This window comes from Streptomyces albireticuli (genome assembly GCF_021228125.1).
GTDB classification, from domain to species: Bacteria; Actinomycetota; Actinomycetes; order Streptomycetales; family Streptomycetaceae; genus Streptomyces; species Streptomyces albireticuli.
Genome location: NZ_JAJQQS010000004.1, coordinates 30,352 through 52,161, shown reverse-complemented (window position 1 = coordinate 52,161; position 21,810 = coordinate 30,352). Strand labels below are relative to the sequence as shown.

Annotated in this window: 19 protein-coding genes; 2 read left to right on the top strand and 17 right to left on the bottom strand. The window is 75.7% G+C overall.

The annotated features are described in order from the left end of the window. Nucleotides 1-18 precede the first annotated feature (18 nt). The 6 genes from LUZ64_RS08585 to LUZ64_RS08560 form a co-directional block, all read right to left on the bottom strand. Nucleotides 19-1,590, bottom strand: coding sequence for an ATP-dependent DNA ligase (locus tag LUZ64_RS08585; protein ID WP_095582272.1), 1,572 nt, complete (start codon nucleotides 1,588-1,590; stop codon nucleotides 19-21). A gap of 56 nt (nucleotides 1,591-1,646) precedes the next feature. After that, complete coding sequence (locus tag LUZ64_RS08580; protein WP_095582271.1) at nucleotides 1,647-3,305, bottom strand: carboxylesterase/lipase family protein; 1,659 nt, start codon at nucleotides 3,303-3,305, stop codon at nucleotides 1,647-1,649. Nucleotides 3,306-3,414: 109 nt separating this feature from the next. Next, a complete protein-coding gene (locus LUZ64_RS08575) occupies nucleotides 3,415-4,605 on the bottom strand; it encodes a cytochrome P450 (RefSeq protein ID WP_095582270.1) in 1,191 nt (396 codons plus the stop codon). Between the two features lie 148 nt (nucleotides 4,606-4,753). Next, on the bottom strand, nucleotides 4,754-6,049 hold the full coding sequence (locus LUZ64_RS08570; RefSeq protein ID WP_095582295.1) for an FtsW/RodA/SpoVE family cell cycle protein: 1,296 nt from the start codon (nucleotides 6,047-6,049) through the stop codon (nucleotides 4,754-4,756). A 218-nt stretch (nucleotides 6,050-6,267) separates the two neighbouring features. Next, nucleotides 6,268-7,650 (bottom strand): sensor histidine kinase, encoded by a 1,383-nt coding sequence (locus LUZ64_RS08565; RefSeq protein WP_232390208.1) that lies wholly within the window; start codon nucleotides 7,648-7,650, stop codon nucleotides 6,268-6,270. Nucleotides 7,651-7,652: 2 nt separating this feature from the next. After that, nucleotides 7,653-8,330: a response regulator transcription factor gene (locus LUZ64_RS08560; protein ID WP_095582269.1), complete on the bottom strand. Its 678-nt coding sequence runs from the start codon at nucleotides 8,328-8,330 to the stop codon at nucleotides 7,653-7,655. A 191-nt stretch (nucleotides 8,331-8,521) separates the two neighbouring features. Here LUZ64_RS08560 and LUZ64_RS08555 point away from each other — a divergent pair, with 191 nt between their 5' ends. Then, on the top strand, nucleotides 8,522-8,872 hold the full coding sequence (locus LUZ64_RS08555; RefSeq protein ID WP_232390207.1) for a hypothetical protein: 351 nt from the start codon (nucleotides 8,522-8,524) through the stop codon (nucleotides 8,870-8,872). A 45-nt stretch (nucleotides 8,873-8,917) separates the two neighbouring features. On the opposite strand, the gene LUZ64_RS08550 is transcribed toward LUZ64_RS08555, so the two are convergent. From LUZ64_RS08550 to LUZ64_RS08520, 7 genes are all read right to left on the bottom strand, one after another. Next, entirely contained in the window at nucleotides 8,918-9,208 is a 291-nt protein-coding gene (locus tag LUZ64_RS08550) for a hypothetical protein (protein ID WP_095578378.1), read from the bottom strand. After that, entirely contained in the window at nucleotides 9,208-10,986 is a 1,779-nt protein-coding gene (locus LUZ64_RS08545; RefSeq protein WP_095578377.1) for a peroxidase family protein, read from the bottom strand. The genes LUZ64_RS08550 and LUZ64_RS08545 overlap by 1 nt, the downstream gene beginning before the upstream one ends. A 43-nt stretch (nucleotides 10,987-11,029) precedes the next feature. Next, nucleotides 11,030-12,850: a hypothetical protein gene (locus tag LUZ64_RS08540; protein WP_232390206.1), complete on the bottom strand. Its 1,821-nt coding sequence runs from the start codon at nucleotides 12,848-12,850 to the stop codon at nucleotides 11,030-11,032. After that, nucleotides 12,847-14,280: a cytochrome P450 gene (locus LUZ64_RS08535; RefSeq protein WP_095578376.1), complete on the bottom strand. Its 1,434-nt coding sequence runs from the start codon at nucleotides 14,278-14,280 to the stop codon at nucleotides 12,847-12,849. The genes LUZ64_RS08540 and LUZ64_RS08535 overlap by 4 nt, the downstream gene beginning before the upstream one ends. Next, on the bottom strand, nucleotides 14,277-15,680 hold the full coding sequence (locus LUZ64_RS08530; protein WP_095578375.1) for an FAD-binding oxidoreductase: 1,404 nt from the start codon (nucleotides 15,678-15,680) through the stop codon (nucleotides 14,277-14,279). Before LUZ64_RS08530 ends, LUZ64_RS08535 begins: the two co-directional genes overlap by 4 nt. Before the next feature lie 103 nt (nucleotides 15,681-15,783). Next, nucleotides 15,784-17,415 carry a benzoylformate decarboxylase gene (mdlC, locus tag LUZ64_RS08525; RefSeq protein ID WP_232390205.1) on the bottom strand — a complete coding sequence of 544 codons (1,632 nt, stop codon included), beginning with the start codon at nucleotides 17,413-17,415 and terminating at the stop codon, nucleotides 15,784-15,786. Nucleotides 17,416-17,752: 337 nt separating this feature from the next. Then, nucleotides 17,753-18,184: an SPW repeat protein gene (locus LUZ64_RS08520; protein WP_095581311.1), complete on the bottom strand. Its 432-nt coding sequence runs from the start codon at nucleotides 18,182-18,184 to the stop codon at nucleotides 17,753-17,755. 229 nt (nucleotides 18,185-18,413) lie between these two features. Here LUZ64_RS08520 and LUZ64_RS08515 point away from each other — a divergent pair, with 229 nt between their 5' ends. Continuing rightward, a complete protein-coding gene (locus LUZ64_RS08515) occupies nucleotides 18,414-18,569 on the top strand; it encodes a hypothetical protein (RefSeq protein ID WP_170116745.1) in 156 nt (51 codons plus the stop codon). A 111-nt stretch (nucleotides 18,570-18,680) separates the two neighbouring features. Here LUZ64_RS08515 and LUZ64_RS08510 read toward each other — a convergent pair whose 3' ends face one another. Genes LUZ64_RS08510 through LUZ64_RS08495 form a run of 4 tightly spaced genes read right to left on the bottom strand, consistent with a single transcriptional unit; the run spans nucleotide 18,681 to nucleotide 21,614 of the window. Continuing rightward, nucleotides 18,681-19,544, bottom strand: a complete 864-nt coding sequence (locus LUZ64_RS08510; protein ID WP_095581310.1) for a 5-oxoprolinase subunit C family protein — start codon at nucleotides 19,542-19,544, stop codon at nucleotides 18,681-18,683. Next, entirely contained in the window at nucleotides 19,541-20,173 is a 633-nt protein-coding gene (locus LUZ64_RS08505; protein ID WP_095581309.1) for a 5-oxoprolinase subunit B family protein, read from the bottom strand. Before LUZ64_RS08505 ends, LUZ64_RS08510 begins: the two co-directional genes overlap by 4 nt. Further along, complete coding sequence (locus LUZ64_RS08500) at nucleotides 20,170-20,973, bottom strand: LamB/YcsF family protein (protein ID WP_095581308.1); 804 nt, start codon at nucleotides 20,971-20,973, stop codon at nucleotides 20,170-20,172. Before LUZ64_RS08500 ends, LUZ64_RS08505 begins: the two co-directional genes overlap by 4 nt. After that, the gene (locus LUZ64_RS08495) at nucleotides 20,970-21,614 is read right to left on the bottom strand and encodes a GntR family transcriptional regulator (protein ID WP_095581307.1); all 645 of its coding nucleotides are present in this window, start codon (nucleotides 21,612-21,614) and stop codon (nucleotides 20,970-20,972) included. Before LUZ64_RS08495 ends, LUZ64_RS08500 begins: the two co-directional genes overlap by 4 nt. Nucleotides 21,615-21,810 lie beyond the last annotated feature (196 nt).

Here is a 21,810-nt window from a genome sequence, read left to right as displayed (position 1 = left end):
CCCCCGGGCCGGACGGGCTCAGCCGGGCCCGTCCGGCGACGGCGCGCCCGCCCGCGCGGGCAGCGCGGCCTCCACCGCGGCCACCGTGTCCGCCTCCGCCGCCGCCTTGTCCTCCCGGTACCGCAGCACGCGCGCGAACCGCAGCGTGACCCCCGCCGGGTACCGGGAGGACCGCTGCACCCCGTCGTAGGCGATCTCCACGACCAACTCCGGCCGCACCCGCACCACGACCCCGTCGTCATCGACCGCCAGCTCCCGCAGCCGCCCCGTCTGCCACTCCAGCAGCGCGTCGGTCAGCCCCTTGAACGTCTTGCCGAGCATCGTGAACGAGCCGTCCTCGCACCGCGCGCCCAGATGCAGGTTGGACAGCTTCCCGGTCCGCCGCCCGTGCCCCCACTCCGCGGCCAGCACCACCAGGTCCAGGGTGTGCACCGGCTTCACCTTCAGCCAGGCCGCGCCCCGCCGGCCCGCGCTGTACGGCGCGTCCAGCGCCTTCACCACCACGCCCTCGTGGCCGCGCCGCAGCACCTCCTCCGCGAACCCCCGCGCCGCCGCCCGGGAGCCCGGGTCCGCCGGGTCGGTCACCGTCAGCCGGCGTACGCGCAGCGGTTCCGGCACCGCGCGCGCCAGCTCCGCGTGGCGCTCCGTGACCGGCAGCTCCAGGAGATCGCGGCCGTCCACCGCCAGCAGGTCGAAGAAGACCGGCGACAGCGGTACCGCCGCGGCCGCCCCCGCCACGTCCCGCCGGGAGCCGACCCGCCCCGCCGTCTCCTGGAACGGGCGCGGCCGGCCCTCCCCGTCCAGCGCGATCACCTCGCCGTCCAGCACCGCGGACGTCACCGGCAGCTCCCGCGCCACCCGGGCGAGCTCGGGCAGCCGCTCGGTGATCTCCTCCAGGGTCCGGGTCCAGATCCGCACCACGTCGCCGTTCCGGTGCACCTGCACCCGGATGCCGTCGAGCTTCTCCTCCACCGCGCAGGGACCGAGCCGGTCGAGGGCCTCCTCGACGTCCCCGGCGGTGTGCGCCAGCATCGGCAGCACCGGCCGCCCCACCTCCAGCCGGAAGCCGGCCAGCGCCGCGGGGCCGCGCGCCAGCAGCTCCCGCGCCACGGCCCCCGGCGACCCGCCGAGCATCACCGCCCGCCGCACGGCGGCGGGGTCCGCCCCGGAGGCCCGCGCGAGCCCCTCGACGGCCAGGGCGTCCAGGGCGCCCTGCCGCAGTTCCCCGCCGAGCAGCGCGCGCAGGAACCGCTGCTCCTCCGCGGTGGCCGCGCCCAGCAGCGCGGCCACCCGCCGCCCGCGTTCCGTCCGCGCGCCCTTGCCGGCCACAGCGGCGATCGAGTCGAGGGCCCGGTCCACCTCACGGACGGTCAGTGTCGGGACGGCCGCGGGCGCCGGGGCCTCGCGCAGGACGCTCCAGCCGACGCCCACCCGGCCCTGCGGCAGCCGTCCGGCCAGATAGGTGAGGGCGACCGGCGCCTCCTCGGGGTCCGCCGTCCGGAAGAGACCGGCCAGCAGGCCGGTCTTCTCCGACCGCGAGCGCGTCGCGGCGACCTCGGCGGACACACGGGCGACCTCGGCCAGGAGCATGCACTCATCGTGCTACGGCCCCGCCCGCCGCGCAGAGCGGGCGGGGCCGCCCGCGCTCAGCGGGCCAGCCGGTCCCAGAACGCGCAGTGGTGCGCGGCGGCCGCGTCCACCGGCTTGATCCCGCCCGCGCCGGGCGCCAGCGACAGCACCGTCGCCGCGCCCCCGAAGCGGGGCCAGCCGGGCGCGCCCGGGGAGTTCGGGTCACCGGAGGCCGCGAACCGGGTCCAGTAGCCGGTCATGCGGTCCGCCAGCGCCCGCTGCTCCGGGGAGAACCGCGGCTCGGTGTCCATGGGGAACAGATAGGGCAGCTCGAAGCCGTGCGCCGCCCCGTAGGGGTAGCCCTCCACCGCCGGCAGCTCCGGCAGCCGCGGCGCGTTCGTGTCGGCGAACAGATAGGCGTACGTGGGCACGCGCGCGGCCAGCGCCCGGTCCGCCCGCAGCGCGCCGCACGTGAACGAGACGTCGGACATCACGGCGCCCCAGGCCAGCCCCGGCGAGGGGTAGGACGCCAGCGGGTAGCGCGCCTCGACGGCCCCCGCCGACATGCCGAAGGAGCGGACCAGCCGGGCCCGGTACTCGCGCGCGTCACGGATCGGGTGCGTCGACTGGGTCAGGGCGAGGAAGAGCCGCATCTCGTCCCTCGTGGTGCCCTGCACGACCGGGACGCGGTGGAAACGGCCCTTCTCCAGGGCCCGGTCGGGGCGCAGCGGCAGTCCGCCGCCACCGTAGGAGACCAGGGAGAACGTCTGCATCAGCTCGGGCGTCACCAGCTTGTCGGTGCCCAGGGCGCGCAGGCAGTCGAGCGTCCCGCCCGGCCGCGCGCAGCCGAGCGTGGTGGCCGCCGCGGTGCCCGCGGCCTCCGTCCGGCTCCGCGGCACGAACGGCTCGTAGCGCGGCAGGGTGGGGAGGATGGCGCCGGGCGGGAACGCGGTCATGCAGGAGCCGCTCTGCAGCGCCGCCCGGTGGAAGAGCCCGGCGGAGTCCGGCGAGGCGAGCTGCGCGCAGGTGCTCAGCGACCCCGCGGACTCGCCGAACAGCGTCACCCGGCCCGGGTCCCCGCCGAAGCGGGCCGCGTTGGCCTTCACCCAGCGCAGCGCCGCCCGCTGGTCGGCCAGGCCGAAGTTGGTCGCGCCGCGCAGCTCCGGGTGGCCGAAGAAGCCGAGGACGCCCAGCCGGTAGTTGAGCGTGACGACGACGGTGTCGCCCTGGACGGCGAGCTGCTCGGCCCGGTACGGGGAGCCCGCGCCGAACATGAAGCCGCCGCCGTGCACCCACACCATGACCGGCCGCGCCCGGCCCTTCGCCCGGCCGGACGGGGCCGTGACGTTCAGCGTGAGACAGTCCTCCGAGCCGGTCGCCGGACCGGACCCGAGCGGCGGGAACTGCGGACACTGCGGCCCGGGCGCCCCCGCGTCGCGCACCTCGCGCCAGGGCGGCGCCGGCTGCGGGTCGCGCCAGCGCAGCGGCCCGGTCGGCGGCGCGGCGAAGGGAATCCCCTCGAAGGTGTCGTACGCGCCGTGGGCCCGGCCGCGCACCGGCCCGTGGTCGGTGGTGACGACGGGTCTGTCGTCACCCGGCCCGTGCGCGGCCGGCCTGCCGGGCGCGGGGGCGCCCGCCGCCGGCGCGGTGACGGTGGCGGTGAGGAGGGAGGCGAGCGCGAGGGCCAGCGCGCACAGCGCGCCGCCCCGGCGTCGTGACGGACGGGGTTCCGGCATGATGACGTCCTTCGGCGGCCGGGGGCCCACGGGTGGGCCCGAGCGACCGGGTACGTACCCCGGACCCCTTGTGATCACCTGTTCGCGGAACGTCCGTGCGGGGCGGGTGTCACCAGGTCACCGGCATCGACCGCGGGCCGCGGACCAGCATCTGCGTCTTCCAGACGATGTCCCCGGCCGGCCGGAGCCCGGGCATCTTCCGTACCAGCGCCCGCAGGGCCTCCTGGAGCTCCACCCGGGCCAGCTGGGCGCCCAGGCAGTGGTGCACGCCGTGCCCGAACCCCAGGTGCTGATTGGCCTCCCGGGTGACGTCCAGCCGGTCCGGCGCGGTGAAGCGCAGCGCGTCGCGGTTGGCGGCGCCCACGGCCACCAGGACGGGTTCGCCCGCCCGCACCAGCGTGCCGCCGACCTCGACGTCCTCCGTCGCGTAGCGCGGGAAGGCCGCGCCCGCGCCGAGCGGTACGAAGCGCAGCAGCTCCTCGACCGCGCCCGCGATCAGGCCGGGGTCGGCGCGCAGCCGGTCGAACTGGTCGGGGTGGTCCAGCAAGGTGCACAGGAAGTTGGGGATCTGGGTCGCGGTGGTCTCGTGGCCGGCCACGAGGATGCCGACGCACAGGTCGACCAGCTCCTTCTCGGAGAGCCGGTCGCCGGTGTCGCGCGCCTCGATCAGCGCGGTCATCAGGTCCTCGGCCGGGCGCCGCCGGTGCTCCGCGACGAGCTCCGCCATATAGGCGCGCAGCTCGTCCTGATTGGCCGTGAACTCCTCGGTGGTCATGGAGCTCGTCGACAGCGAGGCGTCGCTCCACTCCCGGAAGAGGTGCCGGTCCTCCTCCGGCACCCCGAGCAGCCGGCAGATCACGGCCACGGGCACGGGCAGCGCGAAGTCCTCCACCAGGTCCGCCGGCGGCCCCACCGCCACCAGCTCGTCCAGCAGCCGCTCGGCCAGCTCCCGGATGCCCGGCCGCAGCCGCTCCACGCGGTGCACGGTGAACGCCTTGGTCGCGAGGGTCCGCAGCCGCGCGTGGTCGGGCGGGTCCATGCTCAGCAGGCCGCCCTCGCGGCGGCCGGGCGACTGGCGCGGGGCGTCGTGGTCGGCCTCCGCGGCGCGGCTGAAGCGCCGGTCGCCGAGGACGAAGCGGGCGTCGGCGTAGCGCGTGACGAGCCAGGCGGGCTCGCCGTACGCCATCCGGACGCGCAGCAGGCCCTCGGCGTCGCGCGCCCGCTCGTACAGCTCCGACAGGGCCAGCCCGGTGGGCTCGTTGAACGGGTAGGCGGCGGGTTCGGCGTGCGTGGTGGTCATCCGTGCCCCTTCTTCAGGTTCTCCAGGCTCTTCCGGTTCTTCCTGCGTCCTCTTGCGCCCTCACACCTCCTCACGCCGGTGTGAGGATCCGCGCACTCACCGTAGGCGCACATGGGTGTGGTGGCCACGGACTTTCCGGAATCGGGGACTACGCCTCCGCCTCCCGGGCCCGTCCCGCACTGTCGCTGATCCTGACCAGCACCGCCACCAGCAGCCAGTTGGCGACCAGGGACGAGCCGCCCTTGGCCAGGAAGGGCAGGGCCTTGCCGGTCAGCGGGATGAGTCCCATGACGCCGCCGCCCACCACGAACACCTGGAACGCCAGCGCCGCCGAGAGCCCTACCGCCAGCAGCTTGCCGAAGGGGTCGCGCGAGTGCAGTGCCGCGCTCATCCCGCGCTGCACCAGCAGTCCGTAGAGAAGCAGCACCACCATCGTGCCCGCCAGCCCCATCTCCTCGCCGACGGTGGTGAGGATGAAGTCACTGCGGCCGGCGAAGCCGATCAGCTCGGGGTGGCCCTGGCCCAGCCCGGTGCCCGTCACCCCGCCGCTGCCGAAGCCGAAGAGGGCGTTCGCGAGCTGCTCGGAGCCGGTGCCCGGGGGCTGCCGGTCCTTGGGCAGATAGACCGCGAAGGGGTGCAGCCAGGCGGCGATGCGCCCCTTGACATGCGGCTCGACGGAGCCCACCACGGTCGCCCCGGCGGCCGCCATCACCACGCCGACCAGCACCCAGCTGGTCCGCTCGGTGGCCGTGTAGAGCATCACCACGAACAGCCCGAAGAAGATCAGCGAGGTGCCCAGGTCCCGCTCGAGGACCAGCACCAGCAGGCTCAGCACCCACACCCCGAGGAGCGGGCCCAGCTGCCGGCCCGGTGGCAGCCGGACGCCGAACACCTTGCGCCCGGTCAGGGCCAGCGCGTCCCGGTGGGTCACCAGATAGCCCGCGAAGAACACGGCGATCATGGTCTTGACGAACTCGCCCGGCTGGAAGGACAGCGGCCCCACGAAGATCCACCGCTTGGCGCCGTAGGTGTCGCCGGGGAAGAAGGCCGGTGCCATCAGCAGCACCAGCGCCACCGCCATCAGTACGTAGATGCAGCGCTGGAGCCGCCGGTGGTCGCGCAGCACGACGAGCACGCCCACGCACACGCCCACCCCGATCACCGTCCACAGCAGCTGGTTCGGCGCGGTGGACTCGGAGCCCTTGAAGCGCTCGGCGTACGCGGAGTCGAGCCGGTACAGCAGCACCAGGCCCAGCCCGGACAGCAGGACGGCCAGGGGGAGGATCAGCGGATCGGCGTAGGGGGCGTAGCGGCGGGCCACGAGATGCGGCACCAGGGCCAGGCACGTCATGGCCGCCGCGAACCCGGCGAACCCGTCCGGGAAACCGCCCGCCACGGACAGTCCGGTGTACGCGTAGCCGAAACAGCTGATCAGGACGGCCATGCCGAGCAGCAGCGCCTCCCGGCCGCGCCGCCGGGACACCGGCGGGCGCCCCGTGCTCGCCGCGCTCCGGTCACTGCCTTCGAGTTGCACGGAATCCACGGTCACACCGGTCAATGTTGGGCAACCCGGGCTGAAGAAAACCTGAACTTTCTGAAGGGATCTTCAGGAACAGGGTGTTCCGGACACGGTGGCGAGAGACGGCAGGGGAAGCGGAGGGGTCACGCGCCGCGCGCTTCCGCCGGGCCCGCCGGAAGCCGCGCCACCAGGAGCGCGCCCCCGCCGGGCGCCGCCGAGGCGGTCAGCGTCCCGCCGTGCGCGTGCGCGATCTCCCGGGCGATGGCGAGCCCCAGCCCGCTGCCACCGCGCTCCCGGTCCCGCGCGGCGTCCAGCCGGACGAACCGCTCGAAGACCCGCTCCCGCTCGCCCGCCGGGATCCCCGGACCGTCGTCGGCCACCTCCAGCACGGCGGACCCGTCCCGGGCGTACGCGCGCACCGTCACCCGGGACGCGGCGTGCCGCACCGCGTTGTCGACCAGATTGGCCGCCAGCCGCTCCAGCTGACCCGCCCGGCCCCGCAGCGGCACCGGCGCGTCCGCCTCGGCCACGACCCGCACCCGGGCGCCGGGCCGCCGCGCGGCCTCCTCGGCGGCCAGCAGCGCCAGGTCCACCGGCTCCCCGGGCGCGGCCGGCGCCCGCGCGTCCAGCCGGGCCAGGAGCAGCAGGTCGGCGGCGACCCCCTGGAGCCGCACGGTGTCGTCCAGCGCGGCCCGCACCGCCTCCCGCCCCGGGCCGCCGGGCGCGGTCAGCGCGACCTCCAGCTGCGAGCGGACCGCCGCCACGGGGTTGCGGAGCTCGTGCGAGGCGTCGGCGACGAACTGCCGCTGCCGCCCCACGGCCTGCTCCAGCCGGTCCAGGGTCGCGTTGACCGTGCGCGCCAGCAGCGCCACCTCGTCACCGCCCGCGGGCTCCGGGACCCGCCGGTCCAGCGCGCTCGCGGTCACGGCCGCCAGCTCCGTACGGATCGTGGTCACCGGTCGCAGCGCCAGCCCCGTCACCGCCCAGGCGATGGCGGCGGCCAGGGCGACCAGCGGGGGCGCCGCGGCGAGCAGGCCCAGGCCCACGGCGTGCGTCGCGTCGTCCACGTCGTTGAGGACGGTCAGCGCGTAGACGTAGCGCTCCCCGCCCCGGCCGGGCGGCGCCGAGCGCACCACGACCAGGTCGCCCCGCTGGCCCGCGTACCGGGCCAGCGCCGAGGCCGTGTCGCCGCCGCCCTCCGGGCGCAGCCCGGCGAACTCCCGGGCGAGCGGCTCGGCGGACGGGCGCGTGGTGGCGATCACCTCGCCGCGCGCGCCGAGGACGAGGACGACGTCGACGCCGTCCCGGGGCGCGGGCAGCAGGGCGGGCAGCGGCCCCGCGTCCGCCCGCGCCGCCACCTCGCGGGCCGCCAGCTCGGTGCGCCCATGGGCGTTGTCCAGCAGATTGGCGCTGAGCACGCTGTACAGCCAGGTGCCCCCGACCCCGAGGACCAGGGCCATCGCGAGCGCGGCCGCGGCGGCGCTCCGCCCGCGGACCGAACGCGGCGGCCGCAGCGGGCCGGCCACCGTCAGCCGCCGTCCGGCGCGAGGCGGTAGCCCGTGCCGTGGACGGTCACCAGGGCCCGGCGGCCGAAGGGGACGTCGATCTTCCGGCGCAGCGAGGAGACATAGACCTCGACGATGTTCGGGTCCGTGCCGGCGGGGGAGTCCCACACCTCGTCGAGGATGTCCCGCTTGGCCACCGCCCGCCCCGCGTTCTCCATCAGGTACCGCAGCACCGAGAGCTCCCGCGCGGTCAGCTCGATCTCCCGGCCGCCGCGCCGGCACACCCGCGCCGCCGGGTCCAGGACCAGATCGCCCGCGGCGAGCGGACGCGCGCCGTCCGGGCCCCGGCGGCGGCCCAGCGCCCGCAGCCGCGCGGTCAGCACCACGAACGAGAACGGCTTGGACAGATAGTCGTCCGCGCCCGCGTCGAGGCCCTCCGCCTCGTCGTACTCGCCGTCCTTGGCGGTCAGCATCAGCACCGGTGTCCACGGGTCCAGACGGCGCAGCCGCCGGCAGATCTCGTGTCCGCTCGGCCCCGGCAGCATCACGTCCAGCACGATCACGTCGTACGCGCCGGTGAGCGCCGCCTCCAGGCCGCGGTGGCCGTCGTGGACGGCCTCGGCCCAGTGCCCCTCGGCGGCCAGGCCCCGGCGGAGCGAATCGGCGAGCCCGGTCTCGTCCTCGACAATCAGTATGCGCACGCCCTAAGCGTCACATACCGCATGTGCCGGACCCCTCCGGCCCCGGCGCCCCGTACCGCCCCGTACCGGACGTGACGCCTCGCACACACGGTGGAATGGCCGTAACCGCCCGACATCGCCCCGAGTTGACCTGAGGACGAAGGCCGCGACCCCCCGGCGGCCGCACCACAGGACGGAGCAGTGGTACATCCATGAGCAAACGCCAGAAGGGCCGCCGCCACCGCAGGGTCAACCGCACCCCGCGGCCCGTCGGCCGGGCCCGCCCGGCCGCCCCGCAGCCCGCCGCACGCCCGTCGGCCGCGCCGCATCCCGCGGTCGCGCCGTCCGCCGCCCCCGACCTCGGCCGGCACGCCGCCCGCACCTGGGAGAGCCTGCGGGAGCTCGGCGCGGCCGGGGCGTCCCTCGACGAGCTGGCCGCGGCGGCGGGCTATCAGGCGCGGACGGTCCTCAAGCACGTCACCGGGCTCGCCGGGCACGGGCTGGCGGAGCTGCGCGACGACCGCTGGTACGCCCGGGACACCGCGGACGCGCTCACCGGCTAGCCCGGCCGCGCGGCCCCGGTCGCCGCGTGACCCCGCCGCGCCGCCTCACTCGCGCTGCGTCGCCCCGCCGCTCTCCCGCCGCCCGCGCGCGAGAGCGGCGAGCAGCGCCTCATGACGGGCCAGCGCCTCGGCCGCGCGCTCCAGAGAGCGGGCGGCCCTTTCCGCGCGCTCCGCGTGGGAGGCGATCCGCCGGCGCAGGACGGTCCCCTCCACGCCGGGCAGCGTCACCCCGTCGGCGCTCGCCCGCAGCCGGCCGGCCTCCTCCCGCAGCCGCTCCGCCTGCGCCCGTACGGGCCGTGACCAGGGCGCGGTCCCGCGGTTCCGCCGCGCCCCCATCAGCCGATCCCCCCGGGCCGCAGCATCCGCCAGGGCGCGAAGGCGTTGCGCACCCCCTCCAGCGAGGGCGCGAGCTCCGGATGGTGGCGCCGCAGCACTTCCACCATCCCGGTGCGGTCGATCCACTCCAGTCCCTCCGGTGTGTAGACCTCCGGCCGGTAGTCGGAGGTGAAGAAGCGGTCGCTCTTCAGTCGCCGCGACGCCATCAGCACAAAGATCCGGAACGCCGTGTCGCTGAACGCGAACCCGCGCGGCCGCGGCTCGGCGTACATCCCGACCATGGTGTCCACCCGGTCCAGCCGGTCGTCGTAGACCTCCCGCAGCTCGGCCGCCAGTGCCACGTCCCCGCCGGTCAGCTCCTCGAAGCCGGTCAGCGGCGGGCGGTGCAGCGCGGCCCGGAACGCGGTGTAGCGGGGCACGCCGCGCTCCCGGTCGCGCAGGACGTCCACCGTCCCGAGGTCCATGTGCTCCCCGGAGATCCGGGCGAGATCGCGCAGACAGTCGGGGTGGTTGTGCAGGGTGATGTCACCGGGGTTCATGACGCCGAACGAGTAGAACAGGTCCGACCAGCCCCAGCGGTCCACCGCCTCCCGGGTGGCCAGCGCCTGGAGCGCGTCGAAGTCCGTACGCTCGACGAGCGCGCCCGTGCGGTGCGAGCGGACCTCGTACTCGTCGCGGATCAGCGGGTGCAGCCGGTAGGAGGTGACGAACTCCTCCGTCATGGAGAACGGGGCCGTGTGGTGGTCGGTGGGGGAGCCCAGGATGCCGAAGAGCGCCTCCCCCTTGCCGAACCTGCCCACCTTCCGCCGCAGCCGGGCGGGGAGCACCCCGTACCAGTTGATGTGCATGGCCGCCCGCGTCACCGGGTGCGCGATCACCGCCGGCGTCCACTCCACCGTATGGATCTTGGCCATCACGGCGGTGTTGACCAGCCGGGCGGTGTGGAAGAGGCGCTCGTCGTCCCAGGTCGGGTGGGCCGCGGCGATCCGGTCGCAGATCGCGTTGTGCTCCTTGGCGAAGAGCGTGTGCAGCAGCGACAGCCCCACCCAGTAGTTGTCGTTGAACCCCGTGAGGTCGATGCCGGAGAGCCCGGGCCGGGTCTCGTCCGGCAGCCGGCCGCCCTCGACGGCCAGCCTGCCGCGCTCCCCGGTGCGCAGCGCCCGGCACCGCTCCTCGTCCGATCCGTAGATCTGCGAGCCGTCCCACCAGTGGGTGACCGTGTTCTCGTACGTCGGCGGGCGGGTGGGGTCGGTGTGGGCGACCGGGTCGGGGCGGGAGCGGCGCACCGTCATCGGGCAGCGCGGCCAGTCGTCGTCCGGCTCCAGCGGTACGTCGAGCGGCTCGTCGGCCCTGTTGTCGCCGTGGCTGAACCAGCCGTGGTTCTGGAACTGGATCCAGGCGGCGGCCAGCATGTTGAGGGTCGGCGCGGGCCGGAAGCCGGAGCGGCGGGCCAGCAGCCGCCGGCTCACCTCGCGGGGGCTCGGGGAGTACAGCCCCTTCTCCTCCTCTTCCGGGAAGGTCTCCGGCAGGGCGCAGTTGCGGTCGAACCGGGTGCCGGCGCGGCCCATGTCGACGTCTTCCGGGTCGTAACCGGAGCCGTCGTAGCCGCGGTAGGGCAGCAGCCGGGGGCTCGGCCGGCGCGGGCGCTCACCGCCGGCGCCGTACGTGTCGTGCAGATTGTGCGCGCGCAGCAGCTCCCGCTGTCGCCTGATCTCCAGGATCGCGAGCGGGAGGGGCAGGGAGTGCCACTCGCGGCGGGGGCGCGGTACGGGCGTCATCGATAGCTCTCCATCGGGGGTGCTCGGTCGGCGGGGCGGGACGTCAGCGGTCGTGGAGCCGCAGCACGAAGGTCTCCTCGACATGGCCGCGGAACGGCGCGAGCAGGTCGTCCACCCGGTCACGCGCCTCCGGGACGACCTTGTCGAGGCTCTGCGCGTACACGTCGACGTTGTGGCACTGCGGGAAGTCGTGGGTGGGGTCCACCCAGGTGAACTCCAGCCAGTCGGCGGGCACGGGGAAGACCGAGGCAGGGCTGCGGCCCTCCAGGTTGGGCACCACGTCGTGCTCGTTGACGAGACTGACGACCTTGGTGCGCGGATCGCGCGGGCGCTTGAAGTCGATGGGGGAGCCCACCGCGACGACGCGCGCCAGCCGCCACCGGTCGTTGACCTCGCCGAGCTCCGTCAGGTTCATGGCCGCGATGCCGCCCTGGCTGTGCCCGACCAGCGCGATCTCCGCGCCGTCCGGAACGGTCAGGGCGAGCGCCTTGCGGACGGCCCGGGTGTACGGCGAGTCGTTGCGGCCGACCGCGGTGACCGCCCCGACCAGGTCCTGCGGGGTGGGGTTGCGTGGCAGCCCGAGCGCCATGCCGGGCAGCAGGACCACGTAACGGGTGACGCCGTCCGGGGCCTTGACCCGCTGGACGATCATCCGGCCGTCGTTGCCGATGGCCGCGAGGTTGCGCAGGTGCCCGGTGACGCCGCCGCCGTTGTCGAAGCCGGCCAGCAGCTCGGGGTCCAGCGGCTCGGCCACGGCCCGGCCGGCCCCGCGGTCCCAGCGCGCCCAGGCGCCGAGCCGGGTGCCCAGCAGCGGGTCGCCGTCCGCGCGGGTGCCCTGGACGATGTGCCACGCCGCCTCGTCGTTGAAGGGGTTCTCGTCCACCAGCGCGTTCCACGCCAGGACCTCGGCCAGGCACGGCGCGAGCGCGGCCAGCGTCCGCGCGCCGCCCCACGCCCGGACGTTCTCCCGGAGGATCCGCAGGGCCAGCAGCTGCTTGTCCGCCTCGACGGCGATGAGCATCCGCCGGACCGGACCCTCCTCGACGAACTCCGGGTGCCGTGCCGCGCACAGCCGGATGCGCAGCTTCAGCGCGGTCACCGCCACGTCCACGGCCAGGCTCGCGCGGCTGGTGAGCACACCGCCCAGCCGGGCCGCCCGGGCGGCCCCCCTGCCGTCCGGCGCGTACCCCAGCCCGGCGGGCGCGACGAGCGTACGGGCCAGCTCGTACAGCGCCCGCGCGCCGCGCCGGGGCGACCGGCCGAGCGAACCGAGCAGCGCCGGATCGGCGGCGACGGCGGTCAGCACGCGCCCGACGTCCCGGATCGCCCCGGCGGTCCCGCTCAGGGACCGGGCGACGGCGGCGAGGTCCTCGCCGGAGGGGCGGTGCGGGGTGCCCGTGCCGGTGCGGGGCGAGGGTACGTACGGTCCGGCGCCGGGCGGGGCGGCCTCGTCACCGGGTCCGGTGTCGGCGGCTTCGGTCTCGGCGGCTTCGGCGCCCAGGGAGCCGGTGCCGGCGGGCTCGGCCTCGCCGGACCGGGCCTCTACGGGCCCGGACTCCCCGACGGGCCCGACGGAGGCCGGGCACTCCGCGGTCACCTCGGAAACCTCCGGGGCACCCGACGCCTCCGAGGCTTCCGGCTCCTCCTGGGGGTCCGACACCCCGGGGGTTTCCGGTGCCTCCGCCTCCTCGGTGGCCTCCGGGGCCTCCACCGCGTCCGGCCGGGCCGGTCCGTCCTCCGGGGCCGCCGGGACCGGCGTGGCCTCGCCCTCGTCCCGCCCGTCCGGCACTTCGAGCACGTCCGCCACAGTCGGCGTCTCCGACGCCCCGGGCGCCTTTGCCGGCGTACCGCTGTCGGTCGTCATGTCCCCTCCACGGGCCGGGTCGGGCGGATGCCGATGCGCAGCCGCGCCGTGTCGAAGGCGTACGGAAGTGGTCGTTCGGGGCTCAGCCGGATGCCGGCGGCGGCCAGTTCGCCACCGCGCAGCAGTTCGGCGACGAAGCCCGTGGCCAGCTGGAGGCCCAGCTCCGTGCCGCTGCACTGGGCCTCGCCCCGGCTGAAGGGGCTGACGGCCCAGTCGGCCTCCGCGGTGCCGTCGAGCCACTTCTCGGGGGCGAACCGGTGCGCGTAGTCGATCCGTTCGCCGTCGCGGGCGTGGAAGCCCGCCGGCACCAGCACGTTGACCCCGCCCGGCGCCACCGCGCCGCGCCAGCGCGTCTCCGCGGTCGTGCGCCGCATCAGGCTGGGTACGGGCGGCCACAGCCGGGCCGCCTCCTGCACACACGCCCGTACGTACGGCATCTGCATGTAGCCGGCCACCGTACGGGCACCGTGCGCCCGGTCCGCCGCCTCGATCTCCGCGACCGCCCGCCGGTACTGCCGGGGGTGCGTCGCGAGGAGGGTGAGCGCCTGCACGGACGCCGAGTGCACCGCGCTCAGCGCCATGAACCAGTGCGTGACCTGGCACTCGGGAGCGGTCTCCGGCCCCCTCGGGGCCCCGGTGAACAGCCCGGCCAGGCTCCGCGGATCGGCCTCGGCCAGATAGCGCGCCTGCCGCTGCATCATGCGCCGCCGCGCCCGCCGGGTGGCGGCGGCGCGCCAGCGGCGGGCCCCCAGCCAGTTGGCCTCCGCGAGGAGCTCGGCCAGCAGCCGGGAGAACTCCACGTCGTCGGCCGCGGCCTCGCCCAGGAAGCAGCGCCGCCCCACGCGTTCGAAGCGCTCCCGGAGGGCGTCCGGGCCGAGCCCGGCCACCGACCGGGGGCCCAGCAGCGCGGCGGCCTCCTCGCCGGCCACCCTCAGGAAGTGGTCCGCGAGGCGGTGCACGGGGCAGCCGGCGTCGAGCACGGCGTCGTTGAACGCCCGGCGGACCGCGCGCTGCCGGCCGTGCGAGGCGACCAGCCCGTCGGGCTGGACGGACGCGAAGCCGGACACCTTCTCCCAGGTGTCGACCGCGTAGACGTCCACCGGCCCGGCCAGCACCTGCCGGACGTCCTCCGGGTCCAGCACTAGCAGGGTGGGCCCGGAGGTGCCGCGCACCACGACCGGGCCCCGCCCGTGCCGGCGCCGCAGCCGGCGCAGCGTCTCCGCGCCGCGCCGCCCGGCGTCCGCCCGCGCGACGAGCGAGCCGAGGCGCGGCCGTAGCCGGAAGACGCCCTTGAGGTACTGGGGAAGGAAATAGGCGAGGGTGAGCCGGAGGTTCTCGCCCGCCGACGCCGTGGGCAGCTCCGCGCCGGGGCCGGTGTCGTCGCTCCCGGTGCGCCCGGAGTCCCCGGGCGCGCTGCGCAGAAGGCTCATGCCAGCACCTTCCCGGGGTTGAGGAGCCCCTCGGGGTCGAGCAGCCGCTTGAGGTCCCGCTGCAACCGCAGGCTCCGGGGCGGCAGTTCGCGGGCCAGCCAGTCGCGCTTGAGGGTGCCGACGCCGTGCTCGCCGGTGATCGTGCCGCCCAGCTCCAGGCCGGCGGCCATGATGGCGTCGTACGCCTCCTTGGCCCGCCGGACGGCGTCGGGGTCGGAGCGGTCGAAGACGACCGTGGGGTGCAGATTGCCGTCCCCGGCGTGGCCGACGGTGGAGATGTAGAGGCCGTACTCGTCGGCGATCAGCTCGATCCGGTCGATCAGTTCGGCCAGCCGGTCGCGGGGCACCGCGACGTCCTCGATGAACGCCGTCACCTCGCCGGGCAGCGTCGCCGCCCGGGCCTTGAGCGCGGGGAGCACCATCCGGCGGGCCTCCAGGACCTCGGCGGACTCCTCCTCACCGGCCGCCGCGGTGACGGACAGGGCCTTGGCGTCCCGGCAGAGGGCCGCCATCGCGTGGACGTCCGCGGCGGCGTCGGGCGCGTCGCTCGCCACGATCAGGGTCGCCGCGCCGCCGTCGGCGAACAGCGGGTGGCCCAGCGCGGAGATCGCCTCGGTGGTGGTGCGGTCCAGCAGTTCCAGGGCGGACGGGACGTGCCCGGCGCGGACGATCGCCGCCACGGCCTCGCCGGCGTCCGACGCGGACGGGAACCGGGCCAGCAGCGCGCGGGCGGGCGGTCTCGGCGGCCGCAGGGCCAGGGTGGCCTCGACGATGACGCCCAGGGTGCCCTCGGAGCCGACGAACAGCCGGGTGAGGTCGTATCCGGCGACGCCCTTGACCGTGCGCCGTCCGACGCGCAGCACCTCGCCGTCGGCCAGGACGACGGTCAGTCCGAGCACGTAGTCGGCGGTGACCCCGTACTTCACGCAGCACAGCCCGCCCGCGCCGGTGGCGATGTTCCCGCCGATCGTGCAGACCTCCCAGGAGGCCGGGTCCGGCGGGTAGCACAGGCCCCGCTCGGCGACGGCGGCGGCGAGGTCGGCGGTGACGACGCCGGGCTCGCAGCGCACCAGGCGGTTCGCCGGGTCGATCTCCAGGATCCGGTTCATCCGGACCATGGAGAGCACCACACAGCCGTCCACGGCGTCGGCGGCGCCGGCGAGGCCCGTACGCGCGCCCTGGGGCACGACGGGCACGCCGTGCGCGCGGGCCGCGCGGATCACCTCCCGCACCTGCTCCACGGTCCCGGGGCGGACCACCGCCAAGGGTCTGCCGGCCTCGCCGAACGGGGCGGAATCACGGCTGTGCAGGTCGAGTTGGTCGTCCGCGGTCAGCACGGCCCCGTCGGGCAGCGCCTCCCGCAGGGCCGCGAGCAGCGGCTTCTCGACGGATACGGTCATGGGCGACTCCAGAACAGCGGCAGGGGGGATCGAACGGGGGCGGGAGGAACGCGCGACGGGACCACGGCGCGGCCGTCGCGGTGGCACGGGTGGGGCGCGTGCCTCAGAGTGTCGGGGGCACGGTCGTGACCGGTGCCTCGATGAGGACCGGTCCGTCCGTCGCGGCCGTGGCCTCGGCGACCAGCCGCGCGAGGTGGGCCGCGTCCGTGGCCCGGTGCGCGGTCACGCCGAAGCCACGGGCGAGCGCGCACAGGTCGAGGCCCGGGAGGTCCAGGCCGGGCACGCCGGGTGTGTCCTCGAAGCGGCCGAACCATTTGAGGATCGCGTATTCGCCGTTCGCCGGGACGACGAAGGTGACGGGCGCGCGATAGGCCGCGGCCGTCCACAGCGCGGTGATCGCGTACTGCGCGGAGCCGTCGCCGACCAGGGCCACCACCGGCCGTTCCGGCCGTCCCAGCTGCGCGCCCACGGCCGCCGCGAGCCCGAAGCCGAGGCCGCCGCCGGCCGTGGTGAGGAAGGAGCAGGGGCGGCCGATCCGCACGACCTCACGGAAGATCTGGACGTTGGAGGGCGACTCGTTGACCCAGAGGGTGTCCGGGGGCGCGGCGCCCGCCACGGCGGTGAGCGCCGTACGGGCGGACATGGGCTCGGTGTCCGGTTCCCCGGCGGGCGCGGCCGGACGCGTCGCGCCGGAGGTGTCGGCCGGTCCGCCGTCGCCGGGTTCCTCCTTCTTGTCGAGGAGTTCGGTGAGCCGTTCCAGCGTGGGCCGCAGGCCCGCTACCAGGGCGTCGCCGACCGGTGCGCGCGCCGCCTCGCCGGGATCGCTGGTCAGCAGCACCAGTTCGGCGCCCTCGGGCAGGACGGGGCCGGGCACGTAGGGGTAGTAGCGGAAGACCGGCGCTCCGACGACGAGGACCAGGTCATGGCCGTCCAGGGTGGCGGCCAGCGGGGCCAGCGCGGGCGGGAGCACACCGCGGTAGAGCCGGTGGTCCTCCGGGAAGCCGACGCGCCCCTCGATCGGCGAGGCCCATACGGGCAGCCCGCGGCGCTCCGCGAGCGCTACCGCCGCGTCCCAGGCGCCCTCGGCGTCCACCGAACCGCCCGTGACCATGACGGGGTTCGCCGCGGCGGCGAGCCGGGCGGCCAGGGCCTCGACCGCCGGTCCGGCCGCCGCCGTCTCGTCGGTGACCCGGCGCCGGGCCGCGTGCCGCGCGGCGGCCGCTCCGGCCTCGTCGAGCTCCACGTCGAAGTCGTCCATGGGCAGGGAGAGGAACACCGGTCCCCGGGGAGCGGTTTCGGCCAGGTGGAAGGCGCGGGCGAGGGCGGCGGGCACGTCCTGGGGGCGGGGTGGTTCGTAGGCCCACTTGACGGCGGGGCGGGGCAGGGTCGTGGCGTCCACGTTGGTGAGCAGCGCCTCCATGGTCATCATGGCCCGCACCTGCTGCCCCGCCGTGATCACCATGGGGGTGTGGTTCGCCGCCGCGTTGACGACGGCGCCCATGGCGTTGCCGACGCCCGGTGCCGTGTGCAGGTTGACCAGCGCCGTCGTCCCGGTCGCCTGCGCGTGGCCGTCCGCCATGCCGACGGCCACGGCCTCCTGGAGCCCGAGGACGTAGCGGAAGTCGTCGGGGAAGTCCCGGAGGAACGGGAGTTCCGTGGAACCCGGGTTGCCGAAGACGGTCGTCACCCCGCGGGCCCGTAGCAGCTCGAACACGGCATCGCGGACGGTCGTCATGCCTGGCACCTCTTGGGGTCGGAGTGATGAAGAGGGAGCGAAGGGAAGCGGAGAGGGGAGCATTGCCCATTACCGTCCGGCGGAGTCATCAATTCCGAAGATCGCCCTAGTTTTCATCCCCAGGGGTGAAGGAGGCGCGCGGGGTTTCCGGGGGCCTCCGCGCACGGGCCGGCCCCGCCACCCGGAGGCCGGGCGGCGGGGCCTGGAAAGGGCCGGGAACGGCCGGGAACTGCTGGGAACGACGGAAATCGGCCTGGGCCTCGCGTGCGCACCGAGTGCGGAGGCGGAGCGGGCGAGAGGCTCTCCTTTCGCTCACTCGGCGCTGCCGCCCCGCTGCTCAGCGTCGCGCTCGCGTGAGCCCCATGCCCGCCAGGGCCAGGGCGACCAGACAGGCCACCACGCCCACGACGACGTTGCTGACGACGGCGCGGGTGGCGAAACCGCCGCCGGCGACGATCCAGGGGGCCACGATCGTCCACGCGCCCAGGGCCAGGGCGGCCCAGCTCATCGCGTGCGTGCGCTCGTACGCCGGACCGAAGCCGCTGACCAGGCAGGCGAACGCGACGCCCACGATCAGGTTGTTGACGGCCAGGGTGGTCGAGCCGCTGAAGCCCACGATCCATGCCGAGGCGGCCAGGTAGACGCCACAGAGGAGTGCGAGTGCTTCGACGGCCTGGGCGACGGGGGTCGCCGTGGTCTCTTCGGAGTGGGCGCGGAGCGCCACGATGTCCGGGTGCTGGTCTATCCGGGGCGACGTCGGGGCGGTCACGTCAGCCACCTTCTTTCAGTGTCAGTTCGGACCTGCCTGCATTTTATCCTTCTTGCCCCTTTTTGCCACTCGAATGGAGGGAGTTCGACCCCGTCATATCTGGCTATATCCGATGTGGTGGTCGCCGGTTTCAAGACGTCACCCTGAGGAAACCCGGACGTCGCTTTCCGGACGCACGACCCGTCCGCGCGGTCGGGGGACCAGGGAAGCACCAGGAAAGGAAACCGTCGTGGACCAGCTCAAGGGGCACAGCGACCGGAAGCAGGGCCGGGGTGAGGGCCTGGAGGAGACCGCGCGGGTCCGTCGCGCCGTACCGCGTGAGACGCCCGAGACCACCAACGAGGAGGCCGATCCGGAGTCGCACATCATCCGCGGTGTCGACTGACCGCTGCGGACCGGGCGGCCGGGTGGTCCAGGCGGCCCGGGTGCCCAGTACGGGTCCGCCGCCGGCGAGGGGCGCGGCGGCGGGCCCGTGCCGGGCGGAGGGGCGGCGCGTTCAGGCCCGTACGGGCACGAACCGCACCGGCGTGCCGGGCACGGCCTGGGCCGCCGCGGCCAGCGCGGCCTCCGGCACCACGCCGATGACGGGATAGCCGCCCGTCGTCGGATGGTCGGCGAGGAAGACGACGGGGCGGCCGTCGGGCGGCACCTGGACGGCGCCGAGCACCATGCCCTCGCTGGGGAGTTCACCGTCCTCGACCCGGGTCAGGGACGGCCCGTCCGTGCGCAGGCCGATGCGGTTGCTCGCCGACGACACCGTGAATCCGCCACGGGCCAGCACGCGCGGCGCGTCGTCCGCGAACCAGTCGTCGCGCGGGCCGAGGACGAGGGGCAGCACCAGCCCGGTGACGGGCGGTGCGGGCCAGGGGAACGCGTCGGCGCCGGTCGACGGACCCCGGGGCGCGCCCAACGGCAGGGTGTGCCCCGCCGCGAGGGGCTCGGGGCCCAGCCCCGACAGCAGGTCCCGGGAACGGCTGCCGAGCACCGGCGGCACGGCGACGCCGCCCGCGAAGGCCACATAGCTGCGCAAGCCCCCGGTGGCCCGGCCGACGTCGAGCACCGACCCCGCCGGCACCCGCACCGCCGCGCCCCAGGCGACCGGACGCCCGTCGATCCGCACCGGGCAGGGCGCGCCCGTCACGGCGGCGGTCACCGCGGTGTCGGGGCGCACGGCACACCCGTCGAGGGTGGTCTCCAGCGTGGCGAGGTCCGCCGGATTGCCGGTCAGGCGGTTGGCGAGCCGGTGCGCGGGCCCGTCCAGCGCGCCGGAGCGCCCCACGCCGAGGTGCGCGTGGCCGGGCCGCCCCAGGTCCTGGACGGTCGTCAGGGCCCCGGCCCGGACGACCGAGAGCCCGCTCATCCGCACACCTCGAACCGCACCCGGGTCCCCGGCGCGAGCAGCGCCGCGGGCTCCCGTCCGGTGTCCCACAGGACCGCGTCCGTACGCCCGATCAGCTGCCAGCCGCCGGGCGAGGAGCGCGGGTAGACGCCGGTGTACGGGCCGGCCAGGCCCACCGATCCGGCCGGGACGGCGGTGCGCGGGGTGGCCCGGCGCGGCACGCGCAGCCGCTCCGGCAGGCCCGTCAGATAGCCGAAGCCGGGCGCGAAGCCGCAGAAGGCCACCCGGAATTCGAGCCCGGAGTGGATCCGCGCGACCTCGTCCCCGTCGACGCCCCACAGCGCCGCGACCTCGGCGAGGTCGGGGCCGTCGTAGCGGACCGGCAGCACGACCGGCTCGCCGTCGGCCGTGGCGAGCGGCGGCACGGGCCGGCCCGCGAGGTCCGCGGCGAGCGCGCCGGGGTCGTCCAGCCCGTCCAGCAGCACGGTGCGGGCGGCGGGCACGATCTCGCGCACGGGCGGCAGCTCACCGGCGGCGCGGCGGCGCAGCAGCTCGGCGTGGAGGGCCTGCGCCCGCTCGGCGGTGTCCACCTCCACCAGCAGGGCGTGCCGCCCGACCGGCAGGACGCGCGGCTCCGCGGCGGCGCTCACGCGAACGCCTCCACCCGGACGCCCGCGGCCTCCAGCGCGGCCCGGACCCGCCGGGCCAGGCCGGCGGCGCCGGGGGTGTCGCCGTGCAGGCACAGCGAGCGGGCGCGGACGGTGACGTCCTCGCCGGTGAGGGCGGTGACGGACGCGTCCCTGGCCATCCGCACCGAGCGGGCGACGACCTCCTCGGGGTCGAGGACGACGGCGCCGGGCGTGCGGCGGGGGACGAGCGTGCCGGCGGCGGTGTACGCGCGGTCGGCGAACGCCTCGGTGACCACCGGGAGTCCGGCCCGCTCCGCCGCCTCGTGCAGCCGCGAGCCCGGCAGGCCCAGCACCGGCAGCGCGCCGCCCGAGCGCAGCACCCCGGCCACGACGGCCGCCGCCTGTTCGGCGTCGGTGACGGTGCGGTTGTAGAGCGCGCCGTGCGGCTTCACATAGGTGACGTCCGTACCGGCCGCCCGCGCGAACACCCGGAGCGCGCCCACCTGATAGGTGATCTCGTCGGCGAGCTCGTCCGGCGGCACGTCCATCGCGCGCCGGCCGAATCCGGCCAGGTCGCGGTAGGAGACCTGGGCGCCGACGCGAACCCCGAGCTCGGCGGCGCGCTCGCACACCCGCCGCATGGTGGAGGGGTCGCCGGCGTGGAAGCCGCAGGCCACGTTCGCGCTCGTGACGACCGACAGCAGGGCGTCGTCGTCGGTCAGCCGCCAGCGGCCGAAGCCCTCGCCGAGGTCGGCGTTGAGGTCGAGCGCGCCGCCCGGTGCCGTGGTGGCGGGCGTGGTTCCTGTCGTCGGTCCGGTCATGAGGAGGTCTCCCGCATGGCGTCGAGGATGAGCTGTCGGGCGTCGTCCAGATAGCTGAGGAGCTCCGCCTCGGCGCGGCCGTGCTCGCCCCGCTCCAGCAGCCCGGCGAGGGCACGGTTGCGCGGCAGGAACGGCTCGTGGAAGCGGCGCGGCGAGGGCATCGCGTGGAAGGCCAGGCGCAGTTCGGCCAGCAGCCGGTCCATGGCGGAGTCGATGCGGGGGCTGCCGGCGAGCGCGGCGAGCGCCCGGTGGAAGCGCAGGTCGGCCGAGCCCACCTCGCGCCAGTCGCCCCGGGCGGCGGCGCGTTCGCCCCGGTCCACGGCCTCGGCGACCGCCCGGCGCAGCGGCCACGCCGCCCGCTCCGCGGCCCGGACGCCCGCGGTCTCCAGGGCCGCGCGCACCCGGTAGACGTCCGTGACGTCCGCGGGCTCCAGGACCCGGACGAAGACGCCGCGGTTGAGCCGGTGCACGACGAGACTCTCGTGGATCAGCAGCCGGAACGCCTCGCGCAGGGTGTTGCGCGAGACGCCGAGATCCCGGCCGAGCGCCTCCTCCGAGAGCTGGGTGCCGGGCGGCAGTCCGCCGCTCTGGATGCGGTCGCGGAGCTGGTCGGCCACCCGCTGCGCGGTGGACAGTGCCATGGCATCCCCTCGGGAGCGGCGGTAGGGACGCCGGAGGGACGGGACCCCCGGCGATCAAGGGCGGGTCAAGGAAGTCAAAGGCGGATCATGAGCGATCAAGGGCGATACGGAATCGTAAGTCAAGCCTCTTGAGGATTGTTGAACAATATCTTAGCCTCCTCGCCAAGTCGCTTCACTCGTCCGAGTGGGGTCCGGG

Excerpts from the sequence above, each read along its gene's own strand:
- LUZ64_RS08585 (WP_095582272.1), bottom strand. The coding sequence starts at position 1,590 with ATGCTCCTGGCCGAGGTCGCCCGTGTGTCCGCCGAGGTCGCCGCGACG.
- LUZ64_RS08580 (WP_095582271.1), bottom strand. The coding sequence starts at position 3,305 with ATGCCGGAACCCCGTCCGTCACGACGCCGGGGCGGCGCGCTGTGCGCG.
- LUZ64_RS08575 (WP_095582270.1), bottom strand. The coding sequence starts at position 4,605 with ATGACCACCACGCACGCCGAACCCGCCGCCTACCCGTTCAACGAGCCC.
- LUZ64_RS08570 (WP_095582295.1), bottom strand. The coding sequence starts at position 6,049 with ATGGCCGTCCTGATCAGCTGTTTCGGCTACGCGTACACCGGACTGTCC.
- LUZ64_RS08555 (WP_232390207.1), top strand. The coding sequence starts at position 8,522 with ATGAGCAAACGCCAGAAGGGCCGCCGCCACCGCAGGGTCAACCGCACC.
- LUZ64_RS08550 (WP_095578378.1), bottom strand. The coding sequence starts at position 9,208 with ATGGGGGCGCGGCGGAACCGCGGGACCGCGCCCTGGTCACGGCCCGTA.
- LUZ64_RS08545 (WP_095578377.1), bottom strand. The coding sequence starts at position 10,986 with ATGACGCCCGTACCGCGCCCCCGCCGCGAGTGGCACTCCCTGCCCCTC.
- LUZ64_RS08540 (WP_232390206.1), bottom strand. The coding sequence starts at position 12,850 with ATGACGACCGACAGCGGTACGCCGGCAAAGGCGCCCGGGGCGTCGGAG.
- LUZ64_RS08535 (WP_095578376.1), bottom strand. The coding sequence starts at position 14,280 with ATGAGCCTTCTGCGCAGCGCGCCCGGGGACTCCGGGCGCACCGGGAGC.
- LUZ64_RS08530 (WP_095578375.1), bottom strand. The coding sequence starts at position 15,680 with ATGACCGTATCCGTCGAGAAGCCGCTGCTCGCGGCCCTGCGGGAGGCG.
- mdlC (WP_232390205.1), bottom strand. The coding sequence starts at position 17,415 with ATGACGACCGTCCGCGATGCCGTGTTCGAGCTGCTACGGGCCCGCGGG.
- LUZ64_RS08510 (WP_095581310.1), bottom strand. The coding sequence starts at position 19,544 with ATGAGCGGGCTCTCGGTCGTCCGGGCCGGGGCCCTGACGACCGTCCAG.
- LUZ64_RS08500 (WP_095581308.1), bottom strand. The coding sequence starts at position 20,973 with ATGACCGGACCGACGACAGGAACCACGCCCGCCACCACGGCACCGGGC.
- LUZ64_RS08495 (WP_095581307.1), bottom strand. The coding sequence starts at position 21,614 with ATGGCACTGTCCACCGCGCAGCGGGTGGCCGACCAGCTCCGCGACCGC.